Genomic DNA, 19133 nt, shown 5'->3' on the forward strand with positions numbered 1-19133 from the left:
GGACCATGTGGAAAGGTGGTGAAGGAGCAGATAACAACAAAAGTTAAAAAAGCAGAATACAGGGATTTTATGGCTTAAATAAGATTGCGTTGATAAAGCAAAATGAGAAAATAAAATCCAATGTACTCTGAGAGTGTAAGTATAAATTTAAGCGTCAGAGCTGCTTTAGTCTGAAGGAACTTGACGCAAGGATTACGGCGCACCTGAAACGGGAGGTGCGCCGCAGAGAAAAGACAGAATGCTGCTTTTCGGGTGAATTAGCGATTGATTATAAGGCAAAGACCGTGCAGATCCATGCGGAATATCTGGAGCTTACAAAACTGGAATACGAAATCATTGAGTTCCTGGCCATGAATCCGGGAATGGTCTTTGATAAGGACAGGATCTATGAGAAGGTCTGCGGATATGACGCGGAGGGCGACAGCAGGGTGATTACAGAACTGATCCGCAGAATCCGAAAGAAATTCCGGCAATATACAGAAACGGAGTACATTGAAACCGTATGGGGGATGGGATACCGATGGACAAAATAAGAAATCTTTCCGTGAGAAAAACGATTCTTTTGTATATGGCGGCTGCTTTACTTGGAAGTTTTATCCTCTCGGCAGTCATTGTCAGGATTGCAGGACAGACGCAGAGGCAGGTCTGGTGGAAGTATGTGGATGAAGACGCATATTTTGAAGCTGTGGAAAAAGAAGGCCCTGATTATGTGGCGGATATTCCAAGGCCGGGCGCTTATGAGATGACACGGTCCGATTATTTTGTATCAGAGCTTTGTGATTTCTTACAGACGTATACGGTGCTGATCCTGTCCATGGCGGGAAGCTGCGGGGCGGTGTTCCTCTTTTACCGGAACAAGCTGAAAATGCCGATGGAAGAACTGGCGCAGGCTTCGCAGAAGATTGCCGGAAATCACCTGGACTTTCATATTGCCTATGAGAATCAGGATGAGATGGGCGTACTCTGTAAGGAGTTTGAGCGGATGCGGGAGGCGCTTGCCAGGAATAATCAGATCTTATGGAGAACGATTGAGGAGGAAAAGATGTTAAGGGCGGCTATCGCCCATGATATACGCGCTCCGCTGTCCGTTTTGAAAGGGTATCAGGAAATGTTGACGGAGTACCTACCGGGTGAAGATATCGATCTGGGACAGGCGATGGAGATGCTGTCAGAGAGCGGGCGCCAGATCGAGCGAATGGACGTGTTTGTAGAGACCATGCGGAAAATGAGCAGCCTGGAAAACCGGGAGCTGGTTCCGGGGGATATTTCTGCCGGGCAGTTGGAGAAAGATATCTGCTCAGAGCTTGCCATTCTGAAAAAGGAGTATGGGAAACAATGTCTGCTTAAAGTGCCGGAATCAGGGGAAGTATTCTGCGGAGATAAGGAAGTAATCCTGGAGGTTACGGAAAATCTGCTGTCAAATGCCTTCCGCTATGGGAAACAACAGATTGTGATCCTGGTAAAGACAGGATATTCTGAATTAAGCATTTGTGTTAGGGACGACGGCGGGGGCTTCCGGGAAGACGCGGAGAAAATTACGGAAGCATTCTACGGGCAGAATGTGAAGGACAGCTTAAAGCACGCGGGAATGGGCATGTATATCAGCAGGCTGTATTGTGAAAAGCATGGGGGAAGACTGGTTTTGGGAAATGATGAACAGGGAGGGGCTGTGGTGACAGCGATATTCCGTCGGATTGCGTAAGTGATCCGGCTTTTTTTCTTTTTATTGTCTTTCTGTTGATATTTCGCTTCTACAATAGAGCTATCAAGAATAAGGAGGCGGAATTATGTGGTCGATTTTGAAAAGAGAGGTAAGAAATTACATGAAAAATCCTCTGTTCTGGATTGGTATTGCAGTCGGTGTCTGGATGATATTCCAGGATACAGGCCCCTATCTGGATATCCATTATCTTAAGGAAGGGGAAACCATTGTGAATGACTATCCGGAAATGCATCGGGATGGGGATGTTTTTGACGGATATGTGCCGACAGAGAAGGAGCCACGGCGGAAAATGTGGGAGGAACGGATACGGGAAATCCTGGTTTCCGAATTTGAGATGGAGGATGCCAAGGCTCAGTCTGTGATTGACGAAATGAAAGGAATGGATATTGCAGAAGCGAGCAGACATCTGGAAGAATACGGTTTCTACGATGCACATTACGAGTATGTGAATACGGCCTATCACAAAGGAACCCGTGAAGAGATCAATGCTTTTATTGAAGGGAAATTGAAAAATAAGACATTTTCCTACTATTTTTCCAGAAAGTTTGCCGATTTTGCAGGGTTGTTCATGGGATTTTTTGCAACTGTTTTATTATCCATGCTATTTATGCAGGATACGAGGAGGAATACCTATGAGCTTCTCCATACAAAGCCTGTCAGCGCAGGAAAATACCTATCCGGGAAAGTGGGCGGCGGTTTCACGGTCTGTCTGATTATACTGGCAATTCTGAATCTGATATTCTTTGGTTTATGCCTTGTATCAGCGGGGGACAGCGGATTCACGGTGCGCCTGTCAGACTTTCTATTAGCAACCTGCCTATATATCCTGCCGAATATGCTGATGATTGTAAGTGTCTACAGTCTGGTTTCACTGTTATGTAAAAGTCCGCTGCCTGCGGTGCCGCTTTTGCTTCTCTACATCGTGTATTCCAATATGGGAAGCCGGAATGCGGAGGGCATTTATGGATATGACGGCAGACCGTTAGCGATTATGGTGCGGTTTCCGGGAGGGTTTTTTGATACGTCTCCGGCGCCGATGGCGGCGCTTGCCCTGACCTTCTGTGCAGATACCTATACCCAGGAAATTATCAGCAGACGGTCAGAAATCTGGCGGTTATGTCCAATGAAAAGGAGAGTTTGCGCTATTTACAGAAGGATGGCGATACAGGAAGTATTTCTGCTGTTTGTTGCAGCCGCCGGATATGGATTGTTTTTTCTGTTCCAGAATCCACGAACGGACAGAATGGGAACAGAAGGACCGGCAGGTGAGATAGGCCGGTTTCTCATCTATGTTGCGGCTGTCGCTGTTACTCTTGGATTCTGGGGGCTTTTATCGAATCTGCTTTCCTGCCTGTTCCGGAATATGTGGGTGGGGATCGGCGGCTGCCTGATACTGTGGCTGATTACGAATTCCAGTTTTGGCGACAAATATCTCGGAGTATGGAATCTGTTTTCCTATACATTCAGGGAGTTGGAAGACGGCGGCGATTTTCGCTGGATATATGGGAAAATGGTTTGTATTTGTATTGGAATCCTGGCAGCGGCGGCATTGCCTGGAATCATGAAGCGGCAAGACAGGTGATTATAGCCATAAATGTATTGTAAAGAAAAGAGGTTAGGATTATGGGAATTAAGATAGAGGATTTAACAGTCACATTTAAGAATAAGGTAACAGCGATCAATCATGCAAATTTGGAAATCCCCGAAGGTATCTTTGGGCTGTTGGGGGAAAACGGGGCAGGAAAAACAACGCTGATGCGGGTGCTTACGACGGTGTTATCGCCGACTGGCGGAACGGTAACGTTAGATGGTATGCTCTACAGTGAAGGGAATTATGAAAAAATACAGAAAAGAATTGGATATCTGCCCCAGGAGATTGACCTGTACCCGAGCCTGACCGTACAGGAATGCCTGGAATACATGGGAGACCTTTCCGGCATACCCAAAGAGACATGTAGGAAGCGCATCCAGTATTACCTTGAAAAAACAAGCCTGTCCGGGCATCGCAGAAAGAAGATGAAACAGTTATCAGGCGGCATGAAACGGAGGGTAGGTCTGATTCAGGCGCTTTTGCATGAGCCGGAATTTCTGATTGTCGATGAACCCACAACAGGCTTGGACCCGGAGGAGCGTATCCGTATCCGGAATCTTCTGGTTGATTTTTCGGAAGGACGTACGGTTTTATTTTCCACCCATGTGGTGGAAGACCTGACAGCGACCTGCAATCAGCTTGCAGTTATGAAAAAAGGGGAATTTCTTTATTCAGGAAATATGAGGGAACTGCTTAATCAGGCAAAAGGGCATGTCTGGATCTGCAAAACAAAAGATGAAGGGGAAGCGCGGGAACTGGAAAGAAGATATCATGTTTCATCAAAACAGTATGTGGGAGATGAATTGCACGTGAGATTGATAAGCGCCGCACCGCCCCGGACGAAATGCAGCCCCTGTGAGGCAACGCTTGAGGATGCTTATATTTATATCGCAAATAAGGAACCGTAATTGTAATAAGAATATGCGTATTGCGAAATGCGCATAATAATGTTATTATTATGTACAAAGGAGGTGCGTTTAAATGCCAGTAATTAAACCAATTACGGAACTTAGAGATACAAACGCGATATCTGAAATTTGTCATAAGCAGCAGCAGCCGGTGTTTATTACAAAAAATGGGTATGGAGATTTGGTGGTCATGAGCATAGAAGCTTATGATGAATTGATTAACATGAACAGAATTGACAAATCAATTCTGGAGGCGGAGCAGGAGGTGTCAAAAGGGGCAGAACTGTTAGATGCAAGAGAGGCCCTAAGTGAATTGAGGAGGAAACATTTTGGATAAATATACTGTTAAGATGTTTCCGCAGGCTTATCGTGATATAGACAAAATCTATGAACAGACACTTCTTAATGATAATTACGGTGACAATGCATTAAGGCTGGCACAACGGCTTGAAGATGCGATTTTCAGCTTAGAAGAGCAGCCTTATCGTGGAGCGGAACGTAAATATGGGTTCTATGCTCATAAAGAATATCGTCAGTTATTTGTTTCTGGTTACATTATTATCTATGAAGTATTGGATGCTGAAAAAATAGTTGCTGTGCTCACAGTTAAATATAGCGGAAGTGAATTTTAACCTTTCGCTATATTTTTTCTATGGGAATTTCAATCTGGACAACGGCGTCCTCCGTCCGGCCGATCACATTTTCATTGATGATGACCTCATAGGAAAACCCGGATAATATAAATCCGTTTTCACTGGTAAAATCAAATATTTTCTGGTAGCATGTGATTGCGTTTTCGGGAGACTCCTGATAGAACGCTCTTATATATCTTCCGGCGGGCTGTATATGCAGCCCCTTTTTCTTTATGGGAAAAGGGATCTCAATAAAAAGGCTGGAATAACCTTCATAATTTCCACGGCGCAGGCTTTCCACGGCGATCATGGTTCCATAAGAGGCATCATGCAGACGGCGGAGTTGATATTTCTTTGTTTCCCCAATGATCATTTCCACCAGTTTGTCAAATGGGGTATCTATCTCAATATCTACCGTGACCAGGCAGCGTTCTTTTTTCTCTACCAGGCTGATCTCGGATAAATCCATGGTCTTAAGTGTCTGCATATTCTGGCAGTGATAAGACAAGGTTTTCCTGACTGCTTTCAGATGCGCGATTTGTTGATCTACGTCTTCTATCTTTTCCAGCAGGAGCTGTTCCATACTGGCAGCGGAACGATTCTGCATAAATATCCGTATTTCCTCCGTCGAGACATTTAATTCCCGCAGAAGCAGGATAGTTTCCAATACAGAACTCTGGTGATAATTATAATACCGGTATCCGTTTGCCGGATCGATTGCCGCCGGATGGAAGAGCCCGATCTCATCATACCACATCAGAGTCTTTTTATTAATGCCATGCAGTGCCGCAAATTGGCCGATAGTAAGCAGTTTACTCCTCTTATCCATTTTTTCATTCTCCCTATTGACCGTACAGTTTCTGTATGGATTATTATAGGGCATATAGCAGAGAAAAGCAAGAGGAGGAGTACTATGAAAACGAACAAGATGAAGATTTGGATTGGCTGTGGGATTTTTTGTGTCTTGAGTTTGTTTCTATCGACATGGTATGCGGTTACATTCAATGATTCCCGCCTGGTAGTTCCCATGGATTTTAAAGATTATGTATTTCGCGCAAAAGATCTGCCGATGATTCTTTCGATTTTTCTCATTTGCATTTATGTAATCTCTCTGTTTGTCATGCTTTTTGTCTATGCGGGTGAAAAGCAGAGACAGGTGGAAGAAACAGGCGTCACGCGCAAGGTCAATCCAAAGTGGGGCTGGTTAGGAGTACTGGGGTTTTTGGGTTTTGCTGGTTTCTTTACATACTCTGCGGATGGCTCTGTCTTTCCATTTGCCTTTTTCCTTTTCTTTGGCTTCTTTGGTTTTTATTATGAGGGAAGGATGTCAGGAACATTTATGGATGAGCGCTTCCGCGAGAATATGGTTCGCGCTAGGCTGAAAGCATATAGAATTTCGTTTTCTATCATGCTTGTTGCACTGATCATTCTCTGTCAGGGAAAACTTTTTGGAAGTCTTGAATATACTCTGATTGCTACAATTATCACCCTTTCCGTTGCGTTAGCTCTGGGGATTTTCCTCTCTGAATATTTGCTGTACAGGTATGACCATGACGACCTGGCAGATGAAAGTGAGGAATAAGATATGGCAGAATTTGAATGCAGATTAAAAAAATACCGGCAAATGAAAGACCTGACGCAAGGGCAGCTGGCGGAAAAAGTAGGCGTGCGCCGGGAAACCATCATGCGCCTGGAAAAAGCGCAGTATAACCCGTCTTTGAAGCTGGCGGTTGATATTTCCAGGGTTGTAGAAGCTCCGATTGAAGAAATTTTTATTTTTGAATAAAAATCTGTCCGCTGTAACATTTCGCGGACATTTTTTTGTTAAAATATAATGAATGGCAAAATAATGTCGTAAAGGAGAATGGACATGAAGAAAATTTTACTGGTAGAGGACGACGCCCTTTTAAATAAAACGCTGACTTATAACCTGATTTCGGAGGGTTACGATACGGTATCGGCTCTGAATGCAGATACAGCTACCGAAGCTTTAGCCCGGACGGAATTTGACCTGGTGCTTCTGGACATCAACCTGCCGGACGGTAATGGCTATGACCTGTGCAGGCTCATAAAGCCAGAGAGTCCGGATACGCTGGTGATTTTTCTGACTGCCAATGACCAGGAGAGCGACCAGATACGGGGGTATAAAGCCGGGGCGGTAGATTATATCACCAAGCCCTTTTCCATTGAGGCGCTGCTTCGGAAGATACGGGCAATGTTCGCCATGCTGGAACACCGGGGGGTTACTAAGGATTTTTATGACGATGGCAGGCTGTTTCTGGATTTTTCTGAACAATCTGCTGCACTCAATGGAAAGTCCCTTACCCTTTCTCCCATGGAGTATAAGATGCTGTATCTGTTCTGCAAGAATCCGAAACAGATCCTCACTAGGCAGCGGCTTTTAGAAAGACTGTGGGACGCAGAGGAAAATTATGTGGATGAACACACCCTGACAACCTCCATCAGCCGGATCCGGGGCAAGATTGAGGCAGAGGGCGACACGTATATTAAGACGATTTACGGAATGGGATATCAGTGGATGGGAGGCGAGAGAAAATGAATCTGGGGCGGATCTCGGTAAAAAGGACATTTCTTTTGCTCTGCGGGGGTATGACAGCTTCCATGCTGTCGGTCTGTGCAGTTCTCTTTGTCATGACAGGCGAAAGATGGGTGCTGACAGCCGGTATCCTGTTAACAGCCTGTGCCGTCATCTGGCAGTTCCTTCTGATGTTGTTTTTCAGTAAACGGCTTTCTGTCTTTACAGGAGAGCTGTGCCGGGTAATGGACCGGATGATAAGCGGGAGCGAAGAGCCTGTGCAAGTGACAGACAGTGAAACACTCTTTGCCCGTATCAGTTACCGCCTGTCGCGATTGTACGGTATCATGCAGGAGAACCGGCGGAAAGTAGATGTGGAACGCCAGGAGCTACAGATGCTGGTGTCAGACATTTCCCATCAGGTGAAGACACCGGTAAGCAACCTGAAGATGGTGACGGACACGCTGCTTACCAGGCCGGTCCCAGAAGAAGCGCGGCGGGAGTTCCTTAAGGGCATCCGCAGCCAGACAGACAAGCTGGAATTTCTCTTTCAGGCTCTTGTGAAGACTTCACGGCTGGAAACCGGGGCAATCCGGTTAGAAAAGAAAGAGGCTCCGCTGATCGATACGCTGGCGGTTGCCTGCAGCGGTGTTGTATATGAAGCGGAGAAAAAGGACATTTCCGTGACGGTGGACTGTCCGGATGGCCTTCGCCTTTCCCATGACAGCAAGTGGACGGCGGAGGCTTTATTCAATCTGCTGGATAACGCGGTAAAATATACTCCGAGGGGAGGGGCAATCCGAATTTCAGCGGAACAATGGGAAATGTATGTGAAGCTTAATGTATCCGATACCGGTAAAGGTATCCCGGAGAGTAATCAGGCGTCTATCTTCCGGCGTTTCTACCGGGAGGAGGAAGTGCACGAAGAACAAGGGGTAGGCATCGGCCTTTATCTGGCACGTGAGATTGTCACAAAGCAGGGCGGTTACATGAAAGTAACTTCGGAAGTCGGCAGGGGATCGACGTTTTCGGTTTTTCTTCCCAGCAGAGCATAGAAATTTTTTTGTCGCTGTAACATTTCGCGGACATTTGGGTTTTACAATGTCCTTATCAACAGGAAAAGTAGTAAGGAGGTGGCCGGCTATGACATGGCCTTTTGATAATGACACCAGCGTTATTATTAAAAAATTAGCGTCTGCTCAATTAAAGAAAGAGCGTTTGAAGAAAATTTTTACGATTATTGCAATTTCATTAGCAACATTTTTGATGGCATCCGTATTGCTTCTGGTTTCTGGAATTATTACAGTGAACCAAAATGGAGGCAATAACATAACAGGGTCTTATCATGCTCTTATTTCCGGCATAGAAAAAGAACAATATCAAGAATTGTCTGATGATGTGCGAGTGGATTTATGCGGATTCACAGCTTCTATTGGCAGTGTTAAATCTGGAAATGATCGTCTTAATATTTCATATTCCAACAATGATGCACTTACATTAAATGGGCTGTCTGTTGACCAGGGGAAAATGCCAGAGAAAGAGAATGAAATACTGATTGAACAAGAGTATTTAATTCGACAGAAGATAAATGCAAAAATTGGAGATACCATTCTATTGCCAGATCCAAACAACGCCCAGGAAAAATCCTTTATTATAACAGGATACTTGAAAACAGGGGCGAAAGGCACTGACCGTTCATTATATGGGGCTATGGTTTCTGAAGAATACTTTTTAGAAATGGATGGATGGAATCACTTTTCACCGGCAGTAATGCTTCGTGTAAATTTAGATGCAAAGACGAACTCTGGGGATGTAAAAAACTTAATATCAGAGATAGCGGCTGATGCAGGCTGTAAAGCGGATCCTTCTTATAATGAAGCGTATTTGAATCTTAGCCAGCCTTCGGTATCGATGGTTCTGGCGGCTGTTGCCGGGCTGGTTGTTATCGTAATCGCTGGTATTTTGGTAATATACAACATTTTCTATATTTCCATTATCAATTCAATTAAAGAATATGGACAGCTTCGCACAATAGGGATGACAGCAAAACAGATTCAAAGACTTGTTCTTAGGGAGGGAACTTTGCTGATGTTACCTGCAATACCTATTGGACTAATTGCGGGAATTGTAGTGGCTTATATTTTAATTCCACATGGATTTGGGCTATGGAATGTACTATGGATATGCCCAATTGTTGTTGTGTTAACCTATGCCACTGTACGCCTGTCCATCAAAAAACCTGCTAAAATAGCAGCGACCGTTTCACCCATAGAGGCTTCACGCTATGAACAAAATAAGTTGCCTAAATGTAAACATAGGCAGCACAAACTAACGCCGGGGTCTTTGGCAGTAAATCAAGTTTTGCGTTATAAGAAAAAGAATATACTGACAGTCGCCTCTCTTGTCTTGACTGGCGTTCTGCTGTCAGGTTTATCCTCTGTCCTTTCTTCTATCAATGCAAAAGATATGTCTTTATCTGGATTTGCAAGAGGACAGTTCGTTTTAAAAATCTCAAATCAGGAGCTAATGGAAAATCCTTTAGAGATTTTGCAGGAATCAAGTCCTTTTACGGAGAAAGTAGAAAAAGAACTCTCGCAATTATCAGGTGTGCAAAAGATTATGAATGATCAGCATCTCCCAGTCTCCTATGATCTGCAGGCTCTGGAATCAGATGCTGAAATTGTAGGATTTGAGAAAGCAGATATGACTTTGCTGCAAAGCTGTCTCTTAAATGGAAAAATATCAGATTATGAGCAAATGGCATCTAAGAATCAGATGGTGATTGGCAGGCCGGGTGACTTTGAGAAGTATTTTGGTATTCATCCAGAGGCTGGCTTGTCTGTAACGCTGAAGATTTTTGATGGGCAGCATACGGAGAACCTGGAATTTGAGATTGCGGCAGTTCTTGACGAAAGTAAGATTGGAAATAATGGCGATAAAATAGATATGCTGTTATTGCCGGTTGATTCCATGCAAAAAATCGCACACAACAATTTAACATATCAGTATGTGATTCGTGTAGAGGATTCTTTTGGACAGCAGGCAGAAAATGAAATAGACCAAATTGTATCAGATAACCCGCGGCTGAGTGTGGATTCACTTTCTGCTGCGATTGCCCAGAATGAAAACTTCCTGCAGGGAACACAGTTAGCCCTTGCAATAGCCATTGTTTTAATTGGTTGTTTTTCTGTGATGAATTTGTTAAATACAATTTTGACGGGAATTATCGTAAGGCGCAAGGAATTTTCTCTCATGCGTTCAGTGGGAATGTCTCAAAAACAATTATCCGTGATGGTTCATAAAGAGGGATTGATCGTAGTCGGCATGGGACTTGTATTATCTGTGATAATTGGTGGAGGAATTGGATATGTTCTTTGCTCATTTTTGAAAAACAACCTAATGAGCTATTTGAATTATCAATTTCCATTGTGTATTACAATCTTGTATTGTGCGATTGTTATTTTATGTAGTGTGCTGATTACAACAGGCGCCTTAAAGCAGCAAAGCAAGTTATCAATGATGGAAGCTCTGCGATAAGTGTATTTTTTTGCTGCTGTAACATTTCGCGGACATTTGAGTTTTACAATGTCCTTATTAACAGGAAAAGGAGTATTTGATTATGAATGTATTACAAACAATCGACCTGAAAAAGTATTATGGCAGCGAGCCCAATATCACCCGCGCCCTGGACGGCGTCAGCCTGTCTGTGAAACAGGGGGAGTTTGTGGCGGTGGTAGGGACCTCCGGAAGCGGCAAATCCACCCTGCTCCACATGATGGGCGGGCTGGATACGCCTACCTCCGGAAGTGTCATTGTCCGCGGGGACGAGCTGGCGAAAAAGAATGATGAGGAGCTGACCATCTTCCGCCGCCGCAACATCGGCTTTATCTTCCAAAACTATAACCTTGTCCCGATCCTGAATGTCTATGAAAATATTGTCCTGCCTGTGGAACTGGACGGTGACACGGCAGATGAGAAATTCATGGATGAGATTGTGGAGATGCTTGCATTGGAAGATAAGCTTAATAATATGCCGAACAATCTCTCTGGCGGGCAGCAGCAGCGTGTCGCTATCGCACGTGCCCTGATTACCAAACCAGCTATCATTTTAGCTGACGAGCCGACCGGCAATCTGGATTCCAGGACCAGCGCCGATGTGCTGGGGCTTCTGAAACGCACCAGCATGGAGTTCAACCAGACAATTGTGATGATCACCCACAACAACGAGATAGCCCAGCTTGCCGACCGCATAGTCCGAATTGAGGATGGTAGGATTGTTGGAGGGGGAAGGCAAGCGCGAAGCGCTTTAAAAATGCCTTCCGACGACTTGCCCTCGAACGCTAGTGAGGGGGCGCAGCCTTGTAAAGGAGGAAGGCAGGCGCGACGCGATTTAGGAAAGCCTTCTGACGAAATGCTGCCAGGAACCGGAAAGAGGGCGCTGCCTCGCAGGGGAGGTGGCAGATCATGACATGGCCTTTTGAAAACGATACCAGCTCTGTTGTAAAGAAACTGGCAAACAGGAGCATGAGGGCAGATAAGAGAAGCAGGCTGCTTTTGCTCTTTACGATTGCGCTTTCTGTCTGCATGGTCTTTTCCATTATTTTGATTTCGTCAGGCTTACAGGAAAAATATAAAAATACCCAGAGAAACAAAGCGCAGATTGGCATTTTGGGAATTACAGACGAGCAGTCGGAGCGGCTGCTTGAAAAGGAAGATGTTTTATGGATTGGCGAGTACTCTGCAATCGGCCTGTTTTATGTAGATAGCAAGACCATCACGGTTGCATATGGGAACCAGGATTATTTCCTGCATCAGGAAGAAAAGACTTTGCAGGGGAATACTCCGCAAAAAGTGAATGAGATCATGCTGCCGCAAAATTATATAGATTATCTGGGAAAATCTTATCAGGCAGGCGATACGGTTTCGCTTGACCTGACCGGAACTGGTCAGGAGGCAGAATATATACTTTCGGGCATCCTGAATGATACAAAAGAGAGCGACGGATATTTCATCTATGTAAATAAAGAACTTGCGCGCAGTTTATCAGAAGATATGTTTCAGGTAACCGCATATACAAGACTGAATACGAAAGCCATAAGCTCAGGGGCAATTCTTGACTTTGCCGAAGAGGTCATACAGGATACGGGCATTGTAAAAGAACAGATCAACCTTACAGAATATTTTGCGGTTATGTCGGGGGCAATAAAATCCGGGATTCCCATTCCGGTCCCGGTTCTGGCCGCGCTGACGGCGGTTCTGGCCGCGACGATTGTTTATGGTGTTTTTTATACAAAGATTGTAAAGAATGTTCAAATGTTCGGACGGCTGCGGACGATTGGAATGACAAAAAAGCAGATGAAAAGGATGGCAGGGAAAGAGGGGCGTTTGTATGCCCTGATGGGGATCCCGATGGGGCTTGTATTTGGCATTCTGATCGGGTTTGCCGGCTGTCCCGATGGATTTCGTGTGAAAACGGCAGTTCTTTATGCCGTTCTGGTTGCGGCGGCAGCTTTTCTGACCGTGAATATTGCGATATTTAAGCCTGTACGGGTGGCAATGCATACGTCCCCGGTAGAGGGTACGAGGTATCTTGCGTATACAGGGAAGGTCAAGAACAGCCGGGGGCTGCACCGGAGATTTACACCGTTCAATTTAGCCAAAATGAATATACAGAGGAATCGAAAAAAAGCAGTTTTGACACTTTTCATGCTTGGAATGAGTGGGGCGTTTCTGCTGGTTACCTCCACGGCTGCCGGTTCGGTTGATCCGGAAAAACAGGCGAACTTCAAGTACTATCCCTATGGGAACATCCTGATACAGATAAAAAATACGGTGGGAAGTTCGTTTGATAAGGAGTCGGAGCCATACGGAAGCTCAAAGCTGCAGCTGGAGGGAAATCCGCTGAAAAGCCAGACGTTGCTTCAGGAATTGGAAGAAATAGATGGAATAGAGAAAATTACGGAATGCGATTGTATCCATATGACCATAACATTTCCGGGCGGAAGCGGGTCAATTACAAGCATTACCGACTTTTTCCCGACCTTAAACCGGGAACAGGTAGAAGAGAAGCAGACCGTTTTATCTGACGGAACGGCAGATTATGATGATATGGCTGCAAGAAACGGAATATTAGCGGAAGAAGAAACGGCTAAAGTTGGAGATACCTTAAAAATCGAGGGAAGGGCTTCAGACGGCAGCAGCTTTGATATAGAAGCTGTCGTAGTCGGGACATACAACAGGGCCGATCTGATGGAAGACAGCCCGGTTGTACCGGGAAGCCCTTATTTTATCATGACGTATGATACGGCAAAAAAACTGACCGGGATCACAGAGCAGACAGGCATCCTCGCCGTGAAAGCTTCCGACGGATATTTTCAGGAGGTTCTGGATGCAGTCCGCAAGATAGCGGACAGGAACGGGACAATAGAGGTAAATGCGGTTGAGCAGACGATTGCCAACATTCAGTACAGATATCATTCGTCTATCAGGGCGATGTATATGATTTCAGCCATTTTATTTATCTTTGGAAGTATCAGCCTGATGAACATGTTTCTGGTTGATTTCCAGAGCAGAAAATGTGAATTTGGTCTGTTTGAGGTTGTGGGAACAACGAAGAACCAGCTAAATAAAATGCTGGACAGAGAAATTGGGATCTATCTTGGCGGTTCGTTGGCAATATCCCTTATTTGCGGCAGCATTTTAAGCGTCATTGTATGCAGACAGCTGGATATGATGAACCACTGCATTACTCTGAAACTGCCATGGATATTCCTGCTGGCCCTGGCAGCTGTGTTGGCGGTCATATATTTGACTTTTTCTGTATATGCCAGGTCAGAATTAAAGAAAACAAGTATACTGTCTGCGATTAGGGAAGATTGAAAAAAGGAGATGGAGATCATGACGTGGCCTTTTGAGAACGACACCAGCGCCATTACAAAAAAGCTGGCAAAAAAAAGCATGAGAAGCGAGAAACGCCGGAACCGGATGGTGATCATCGCGGTCGCTCTGGCGGCGTTCCTGATCTGCTTTGCGGGAACTGCGTCTGTTTCTCTGGCACAAATACAGCGTAATCAGGTAGCAGATACGTATGAGGCGGTCTGGCAGGGGATTGACGAAGCGGATCTTGAAATCCTGAAAGAACAGCCGGAATTTGCCCGCGTGGGCGGCTACTATCTGCTTGACCAGGAACCCTCCAGACAAGGGTATACAGCGTCCTATGTGTATATGGACAGGGAAATGATGGATACTGCCCGTGGCCAGATGAGGCTGCTAGAGGGCCGGGTTCCTGAAAAAGCAAACGAAGTTGCTGTAAGTAAATACTTCCTTTCCACCTATGGAGATAATGCTAAGGTTGGGGACACGGTGACCTTAGATACAGAGAGTTTTCATGGCGGTTATACCGTTACCGGAATTATGGACAGCGCAGGCGAAAAGGAGATGAATACCTGTCCTTTTGTCCTGTCAAAGGCTGCATTGACAGAATGGGCAGGATTCGACCCTGCGGGATATCGTGCATATGTGCATTTTGAGAATGACACGAAACTGGATGAGGCGGTCATGACGGCTTCCTGCCGCGAGATTACGGAAAAATACGGGCTGCCGCCTGTGGGAATGAACAACAGATATTTTACTTATTATAAAAGAACCATAGATTTTACGGTCGTCGGCGGTATCGCATTGCTCGTCCTGATTGGCGGGTATGTGGTAATCCAGAGCATTTTCCGTATCTCCGTCAACGACAAAATACAAAGCTTCGGGCAGCTTCGGATGATTGGCGCAACGAGGAAGCAGATCAAACAGATCGTGAAGTGCGAGGGGAGAAGGCTTGGCAGTATCGGGACTCTGATTGGAACAGTGTTGGGAGTGTCTGGCAGCTTTCTCCTATTTCCGAAAGGATTTCACGCCCTGTATTATGCGATAGCCGCTGTTTTAGCGGCAGTAATCTGTTGGTTTATGGTGTTCGTCTCCATCCGCAGGCCGATGAAAATAGCTTCCGGCATTTCTCCCGTGGAGGCAGTCCGGTTTTCGCCGGAGCCAGACGCCGTACACAGGCGGAGGAAACACATCAGGCTTAATCCCGTTTCCATGGGAATCGCAAACTTCATGCGCGACCGTAAAAAGACAACCGCGATTGTGGCTTCTTTAAGTTTAGGCGGCATTTGTCTGTTGGTCATTGCTTCTGCTCTTTTGACAAGATCGCCCAAGCAGTATGCGCGGCAATTTTTTCCTGACGGGGATTATGAACTTTATCTGGATTCCGAAAAATCTGAAATTGAACTTATGACCAAGGGAAATCCGTTCGATGCCCGGTTGAAAGAAGAAATAATGTCCATTGACGGAGTGACAGATGTTGTTGAAAAACGGGAAGCTTTTCTAGGGAAGGTTGCTGTTTCGGACGATGAGCCTGTTGCCAGTATGTGTGATATTTTGGATGAGGAAAACGAACAGGAGGCAGAATGGGCTTTGGTCAAAGGCAGTATGCCGACGGATAAGGATGAAATCTTAATAGCTGAAAGTGTATATAAATACCTCGAACGATCCGCAGATATCAAGATCGGTCAGACGTTGGAACTTACTGTGGAACAGAAGACCGTTCCTGTTACTTTAGCAGGTACTTTTGATACAAAGAAGGTTACAAACGGGCATGGTAGCCTGGCGATGGATTCTACGCAGGTTTTTCTCACCAGAGACCTTGCACAGGGATTATTCCCTGAAGTTGAGAATTTTGATTATTCGTGGAATATTGTAAGCGATCCCCAAAAAGCGCAGAGTGTAGAAGCGGGTTTAAGAAATGTGATTGCAAACCATACAGACATTTCATTATGGACCTTTGCTGAAAGTCTGGAGTATGAGGAAACACAAAGCAGGATCATGTTCGGCAGTATGCAGGTGCTTTCGTGGCTGGTATTCCTGTTTGGCGTGATCAACCTCATAAACACGACCCTTTCAAACCAGATATCCAGAAAACGGGAAAACAGTATTTTGCACTCCATTGGCCTGACTGGAAAACAGCTATGTAAAATGAACATCTGCGAGAGCCTGTGTTATGCGCTCTTTACAGCATTGGCAGTCTTGCTTGCGGGGCTTCCGATTGCCGTTGTAGTTTCCAGGGAAATAAGCAAAATAGCCTTTGCGGGAAAGATTGTGCCATATCAATTCCCGGTTTTGGAAATGGGGCTGTTCCTGCTGGCGCTGTTCGCGGTGGAACTGCTCCTGTCTGTCTGGATGGTACGCAGGCAGAAAAAGGAGTCCCTGATTGAACAGATGCGGGCGCTTTCGTAATTCACATTCCACAGCATTCAGAAAGCATTTCACAGCAATTCGATTGTTTTGGCGTTTCAGGCAGACTATAATAAAATGTCTGCCTATAGCAATGGCAAATTCTATTTGATTTTGCCATCGGCTGTTGTGTACGGGGAGGTGGCACATTGATTCACATTGCAATCTGTGATGATGAAAAATATATGTCCGATCATATAAAAACTTTGGTCTCCGAATTTTTCCGTAAAAAGAACAGGGAGGTTTGCCTACGGACATTTTCAAGCGGCGAAGAGCTGTTAAGCGGCGGCGGGCAGATAGACATCTGTTTTCTGGATATCCAGATGAAGGGTATGGATGGCATGGAAACCGCAAGGAGACTGAGGGCAGATAAATTCCAAGGATTCCTGATCTTTATCACGGTACTGAAAGAGATGGTGTTTTCGTCTTTCGAAGTGCAGGCGTACGATTACCTGCTCAAACCGGTGGAAGAAAAACAGTTTGAGAAAACCATGGAACGCCTTTATGCTTCCATGTGCAGTGCCGGTGAAGACAGTATGCTTATACAAAAGGGGTATGAGGGACGCATCGTCCAAAAAGATGAGATTATTTTCTGTGAGATCATAGACCGGAAAATATATCTGAATCTGACATCCGGCGAGGTTCTTGATTATTATGAGCAGATTGAGAATCTGGAAACGAAACTGGGCAGCCATTTTTTTCGGTGTCACAGGAGTTATCTCATCAATTTGAGACATTTAAAAGGATATAAAAACGGGGTTGCATATATGGATAACGGCAGAGAGGTTCCTGTATCACGGCTGCGGAGCAAAGAGTTTTCCGGTGTTATTCTGCAGTATATGAAAAATAGGTAAGTTGTGTATAGCTATGAAGGTATGGGATGGATACAGAAGTTATACATATGGGGGCAGGTAAAATGGCTGAGTATTTAGTGCCTGCTGATTAAACTTGAAATGCTTGATTTTACTGACTTTTCTGGATATTTGGTATATAATATTTGCAAGGTAATGCAGATTAATCGTTCATTTTTCGTGCAGATAACCTTAGAAATATACAAGCAAGGAGTCCGATATATGTACAAATATCTTGATAAGTTACAACATTCATTCCTCGATTTTAATCAGCCATTAGGAATGCATATGAATCCCGAAAACAGATGGGTGCGTTTGGCAGAACAAATCCCATGGGATGTTTTTGAATCAAAATATGCTAAAAGAAACTCTGTTTCTCAGACCGCGAACTTGTGGAACAGATTACAGAGAATCCATATCTGCAATACTTCATAGGGCTTCCGGGTTATCAGGAAGAACCACCGTTTGATGCAAGTACCCTTGTCCTTTTCCGGAAACGTTTGTCTCCTGAGATCATTATGGAAGCCAATGACTATATTTTGAATCAGGATGATGATAAGAAGGATCCTCCGTCAGAGGATTCTTCTGAAAAGAGGGATTATGAAAAGGACCAGGAAGATGCAGGCAATGAGGGGACATTGATCATAGATGCCACCTGTGCACCAGCTAACATCCGATATCCCCAGGATGTATCCCTTTTAAATGAAGCAAGAGAAAAACTGGAGATGATCATTTATCGGTTTTGTAAATCCTATGGACTGCCGCTGCCAAGACGTTACCGTAGAAAAGCCCGGAAAGAATATCTGTCTTTTGCGAAAGGAAAGAAACATTCCAAAAAGCAGGTGCGAAAGGCGGTAAAGAAACAGCTGTCCTATGTCCGGAGGGATCTTGGATATCTGGAGAAATTCATGGAAGAGGGCTATGCGCCAGTAAAAAAGGAGATTCCGTTTTTGCTGACGATTATGAAACTGTATGAGCAACAGTTGTACATGTATGAGAACAAAACGCATACGGTCGAACACCGCATTGTAAGTATCAGCCAGCCGTGGCTGCGTCCGATCGTAAGGGGGAAAGCGAAAGCCTCGGTAGAATTTGGGGCGAAACTGGACTTAAGCATAGATGAAAAAGGGTATAGCCGGATTGAGCAGATCTCATTTGAAGCATACAATGAAAGTGTTTACCTTCAGGAAGCGGTCAAGAGATACTATAACCGGACAGGACATTATCCGGAACGGATACTGGCAGATCAGATCTACCGGACGAGAGAAAACCGAAGGTTTTGTAAAAGCAAAGGGATTCGGATGTCAGGTCCAAAGCTGGGAAGGCCAGGGAAGCAAAAACAGACAAAGATAGAGAAGAAACAGGAATATCAAGACAATACGGACCGGATTGAAGCGGAGCGGGAATTCAGTGTTGAAAAACATAGTTATGGATTAGGATTAATAGTAAGCAAACTGGAGGAAACACAACTCACCTCAATAGCGTTATCGGTACTTACAGCGAATCTCTTCAAAATGCAGAGGAGGATTCTCTGCGCCCTGTTGAGTCTCTTAGAAGGCTTCCCCGAAGAGATTTCGGGGAAGTTGGTAATGGTGACTTAATCAGCAGGCACT

Annotated in this window: 14 protein-coding genes and 3 pseudogenes; 16 read left to right on the plus strand and 1 reads right to left on the minus strand. The window is 45.0% G+C overall.

All coding sequences use genetic code 11. From position 1 onward, the window contains the following. Nucleotides 1–164 precede the first annotated feature (164 nt). The 6 genes and pseudogenes from VSQ62_RS31695 to VSQ62_RS31720 form a co-directional block, all read left to right on the plus strand. Nucleotides 165–533: pseudogene (locus VSQ62_RS31695) on the plus strand (winged helix-turn-helix domain-containing protein); the annotation flags it as partial. Continuing rightward, entirely contained in the window at nucleotides 521–1702 is a 1182-nt protein-coding gene (locus VSQ62_RS31700; RefSeq protein WP_334638720.1) for a HAMP domain-containing sensor histidine kinase, read from the plus strand. The pseudogene VSQ62_RS31695 and the gene VSQ62_RS31700, both read left to right, overlap by 13 nt. 85 nt (nucleotides 1703–1787) lie before the next feature. Then, on the plus strand, nucleotides 1788–3305 hold the full coding sequence (locus tag VSQ62_RS31705; RefSeq protein ID WP_286082714.1) for an ABC transporter permease subunit: 1518 nt from the start codon (nucleotides 1788–1790) through the stop codon (nucleotides 3303–3305). A 41-nt stretch (nucleotides 3306–3346) separates the two neighbouring features. Next, the gene (locus tag VSQ62_RS31710; protein ID WP_286082716.1) at nucleotides 3347–4222 is read left to right on the plus strand and encodes an ABC transporter ATP-binding protein; all 876 of its coding nucleotides are present in this window, start codon (nucleotides 3347–3349) and stop codon (nucleotides 4220–4222) included. A 73-nt stretch (nucleotides 4223–4295) separates the two neighbouring features. Next, entirely contained in the window at nucleotides 4296–4559 is a 264-nt protein-coding gene (locus VSQ62_RS31715) for a type II toxin-antitoxin system prevent-host-death family antitoxin (RefSeq protein WP_016220969.1), read from the plus strand. Then, nucleotides 4552–4854, plus strand: coding sequence for a type II toxin-antitoxin system RelE/ParE family toxin (locus VSQ62_RS31720; RefSeq protein ID WP_016220968.1), 303 nt, complete (start codon nucleotides 4552–4554; stop codon nucleotides 4852–4854). Before VSQ62_RS31715 ends, VSQ62_RS31720 begins: the two co-directional genes overlap by 8 nt. 7 nt (nucleotides 4855–4861) lie before the next feature. On the opposite strand, the gene VSQ62_RS31725 is transcribed toward VSQ62_RS31720, so the two are convergent. Further along, on the minus strand, nucleotides 4862–5683 hold the full coding sequence (locus VSQ62_RS31725) for a MerR family transcriptional regulator (RefSeq protein WP_016220967.1): 822 nt from the start codon (nucleotides 5681–5683) through the stop codon (nucleotides 4862–4864). Nucleotides 5684–5767: 84 nt separating this feature from the next. Here VSQ62_RS31725 and VSQ62_RS31730 point away from each other — a divergent pair, with 84 nt between their 5' ends. The 10 genes and pseudogenes from VSQ62_RS31730 to VSQ62_RS31775 all read left to right on the plus strand — a co-directional run bounded on the left by VSQ62_RS31730 (nucleotide 5768) and on the right by VSQ62_RS31775 (nucleotide 19121). Next, nucleotides 5768–6436: a DUF3796 domain-containing protein gene (locus VSQ62_RS31730; RefSeq protein ID WP_286082718.1), complete on the plus strand. Its 669-nt coding sequence runs from the start codon at nucleotides 5768–5770 to the stop codon at nucleotides 6434–6436. 3 nt (nucleotides 6437–6439) lie between these two features. After that, nucleotides 6440–6640 (plus strand): helix-turn-helix transcriptional regulator, encoded by a 201-nt coding sequence (locus VSQ62_RS31735; RefSeq protein WP_016220965.1) that lies wholly within the window; start codon nucleotides 6440–6442, stop codon nucleotides 6638–6640. Nucleotides 6641–6724: 84 nt separating this feature from the next. Further along, complete coding sequence (locus tag VSQ62_RS31740; protein ID WP_334638721.1) at nucleotides 6725–7414, plus strand: response regulator transcription factor; 690 nt, start codon at nucleotides 6725–6727, stop codon at nucleotides 7412–7414. Further along, nucleotides 7411–8445 carry a sensor histidine kinase gene (locus tag VSQ62_RS31745; RefSeq protein ID WP_334638722.1) on the plus strand — a complete coding sequence of 345 codons (1035 nt, stop codon included), beginning with the start codon at nucleotides 7411–7413 and terminating at the stop codon, nucleotides 8443–8445. The genes VSQ62_RS31740 and VSQ62_RS31745 overlap by 4 nt, the downstream gene beginning before the upstream one ends. Nucleotides 8446–8533: 88 nt before the next feature. Then, nucleotides 8534–10927 carry an ABC transporter permease gene (locus VSQ62_RS31750; RefSeq protein WP_334638723.1) on the plus strand — a complete coding sequence of 798 codons (2394 nt, stop codon included), beginning with the start codon at nucleotides 8534–8536 and terminating at the stop codon, nucleotides 10925–10927. An 82-nt stretch (nucleotides 10928–11009) separates the two neighbouring features. After that, nucleotides 11010–11669: pseudogene (locus VSQ62_RS31755) on the plus strand (ABC transporter ATP-binding protein); the annotation flags it as partial. A 185-nt stretch (nucleotides 11670–11854) separates the two neighbouring features. After that, nucleotides 11855–14269 (plus strand): ABC transporter permease, encoded by a 2415-nt coding sequence (locus tag VSQ62_RS31760; protein WP_334638724.1) that lies wholly within the window; start codon nucleotides 11855–11857, stop codon nucleotides 14267–14269. An 18-nt stretch (nucleotides 14270–14287) separates the two neighbouring features. Further along, complete coding sequence (locus VSQ62_RS31765) at nucleotides 14288–16672, plus strand: ABC transporter permease (RefSeq protein WP_286082397.1); 2385 nt, start codon at nucleotides 14288–14290, stop codon at nucleotides 16670–16672. A 146-nt stretch (nucleotides 16673–16818) separates the two neighbouring features. Then, nucleotides 16819–17523, plus strand: coding sequence for a LytR/AlgR family response regulator transcription factor (locus VSQ62_RS31770; RefSeq protein ID WP_286082395.1), 705 nt, complete (start codon nucleotides 16819–16821; stop codon nucleotides 17521–17523). A gap of 219 nt (nucleotides 17524–17742) precedes the next feature. Continuing rightward, nucleotides 17743–19121: pseudogene (locus VSQ62_RS31775) on the plus strand (IS5 family transposase). The last annotated feature ends 12 nt before the right edge of the window (nucleotides 19122–19133 follow it).

Origin of the sequence: Sporofaciens sp. JLR.KK001 (genome assembly GCF_036941055.1) — a bacterium.
GTDB lineage: Bacteria > Bacillota > Clostridia > Lachnospirales > Lachnospiraceae > Sporofaciens.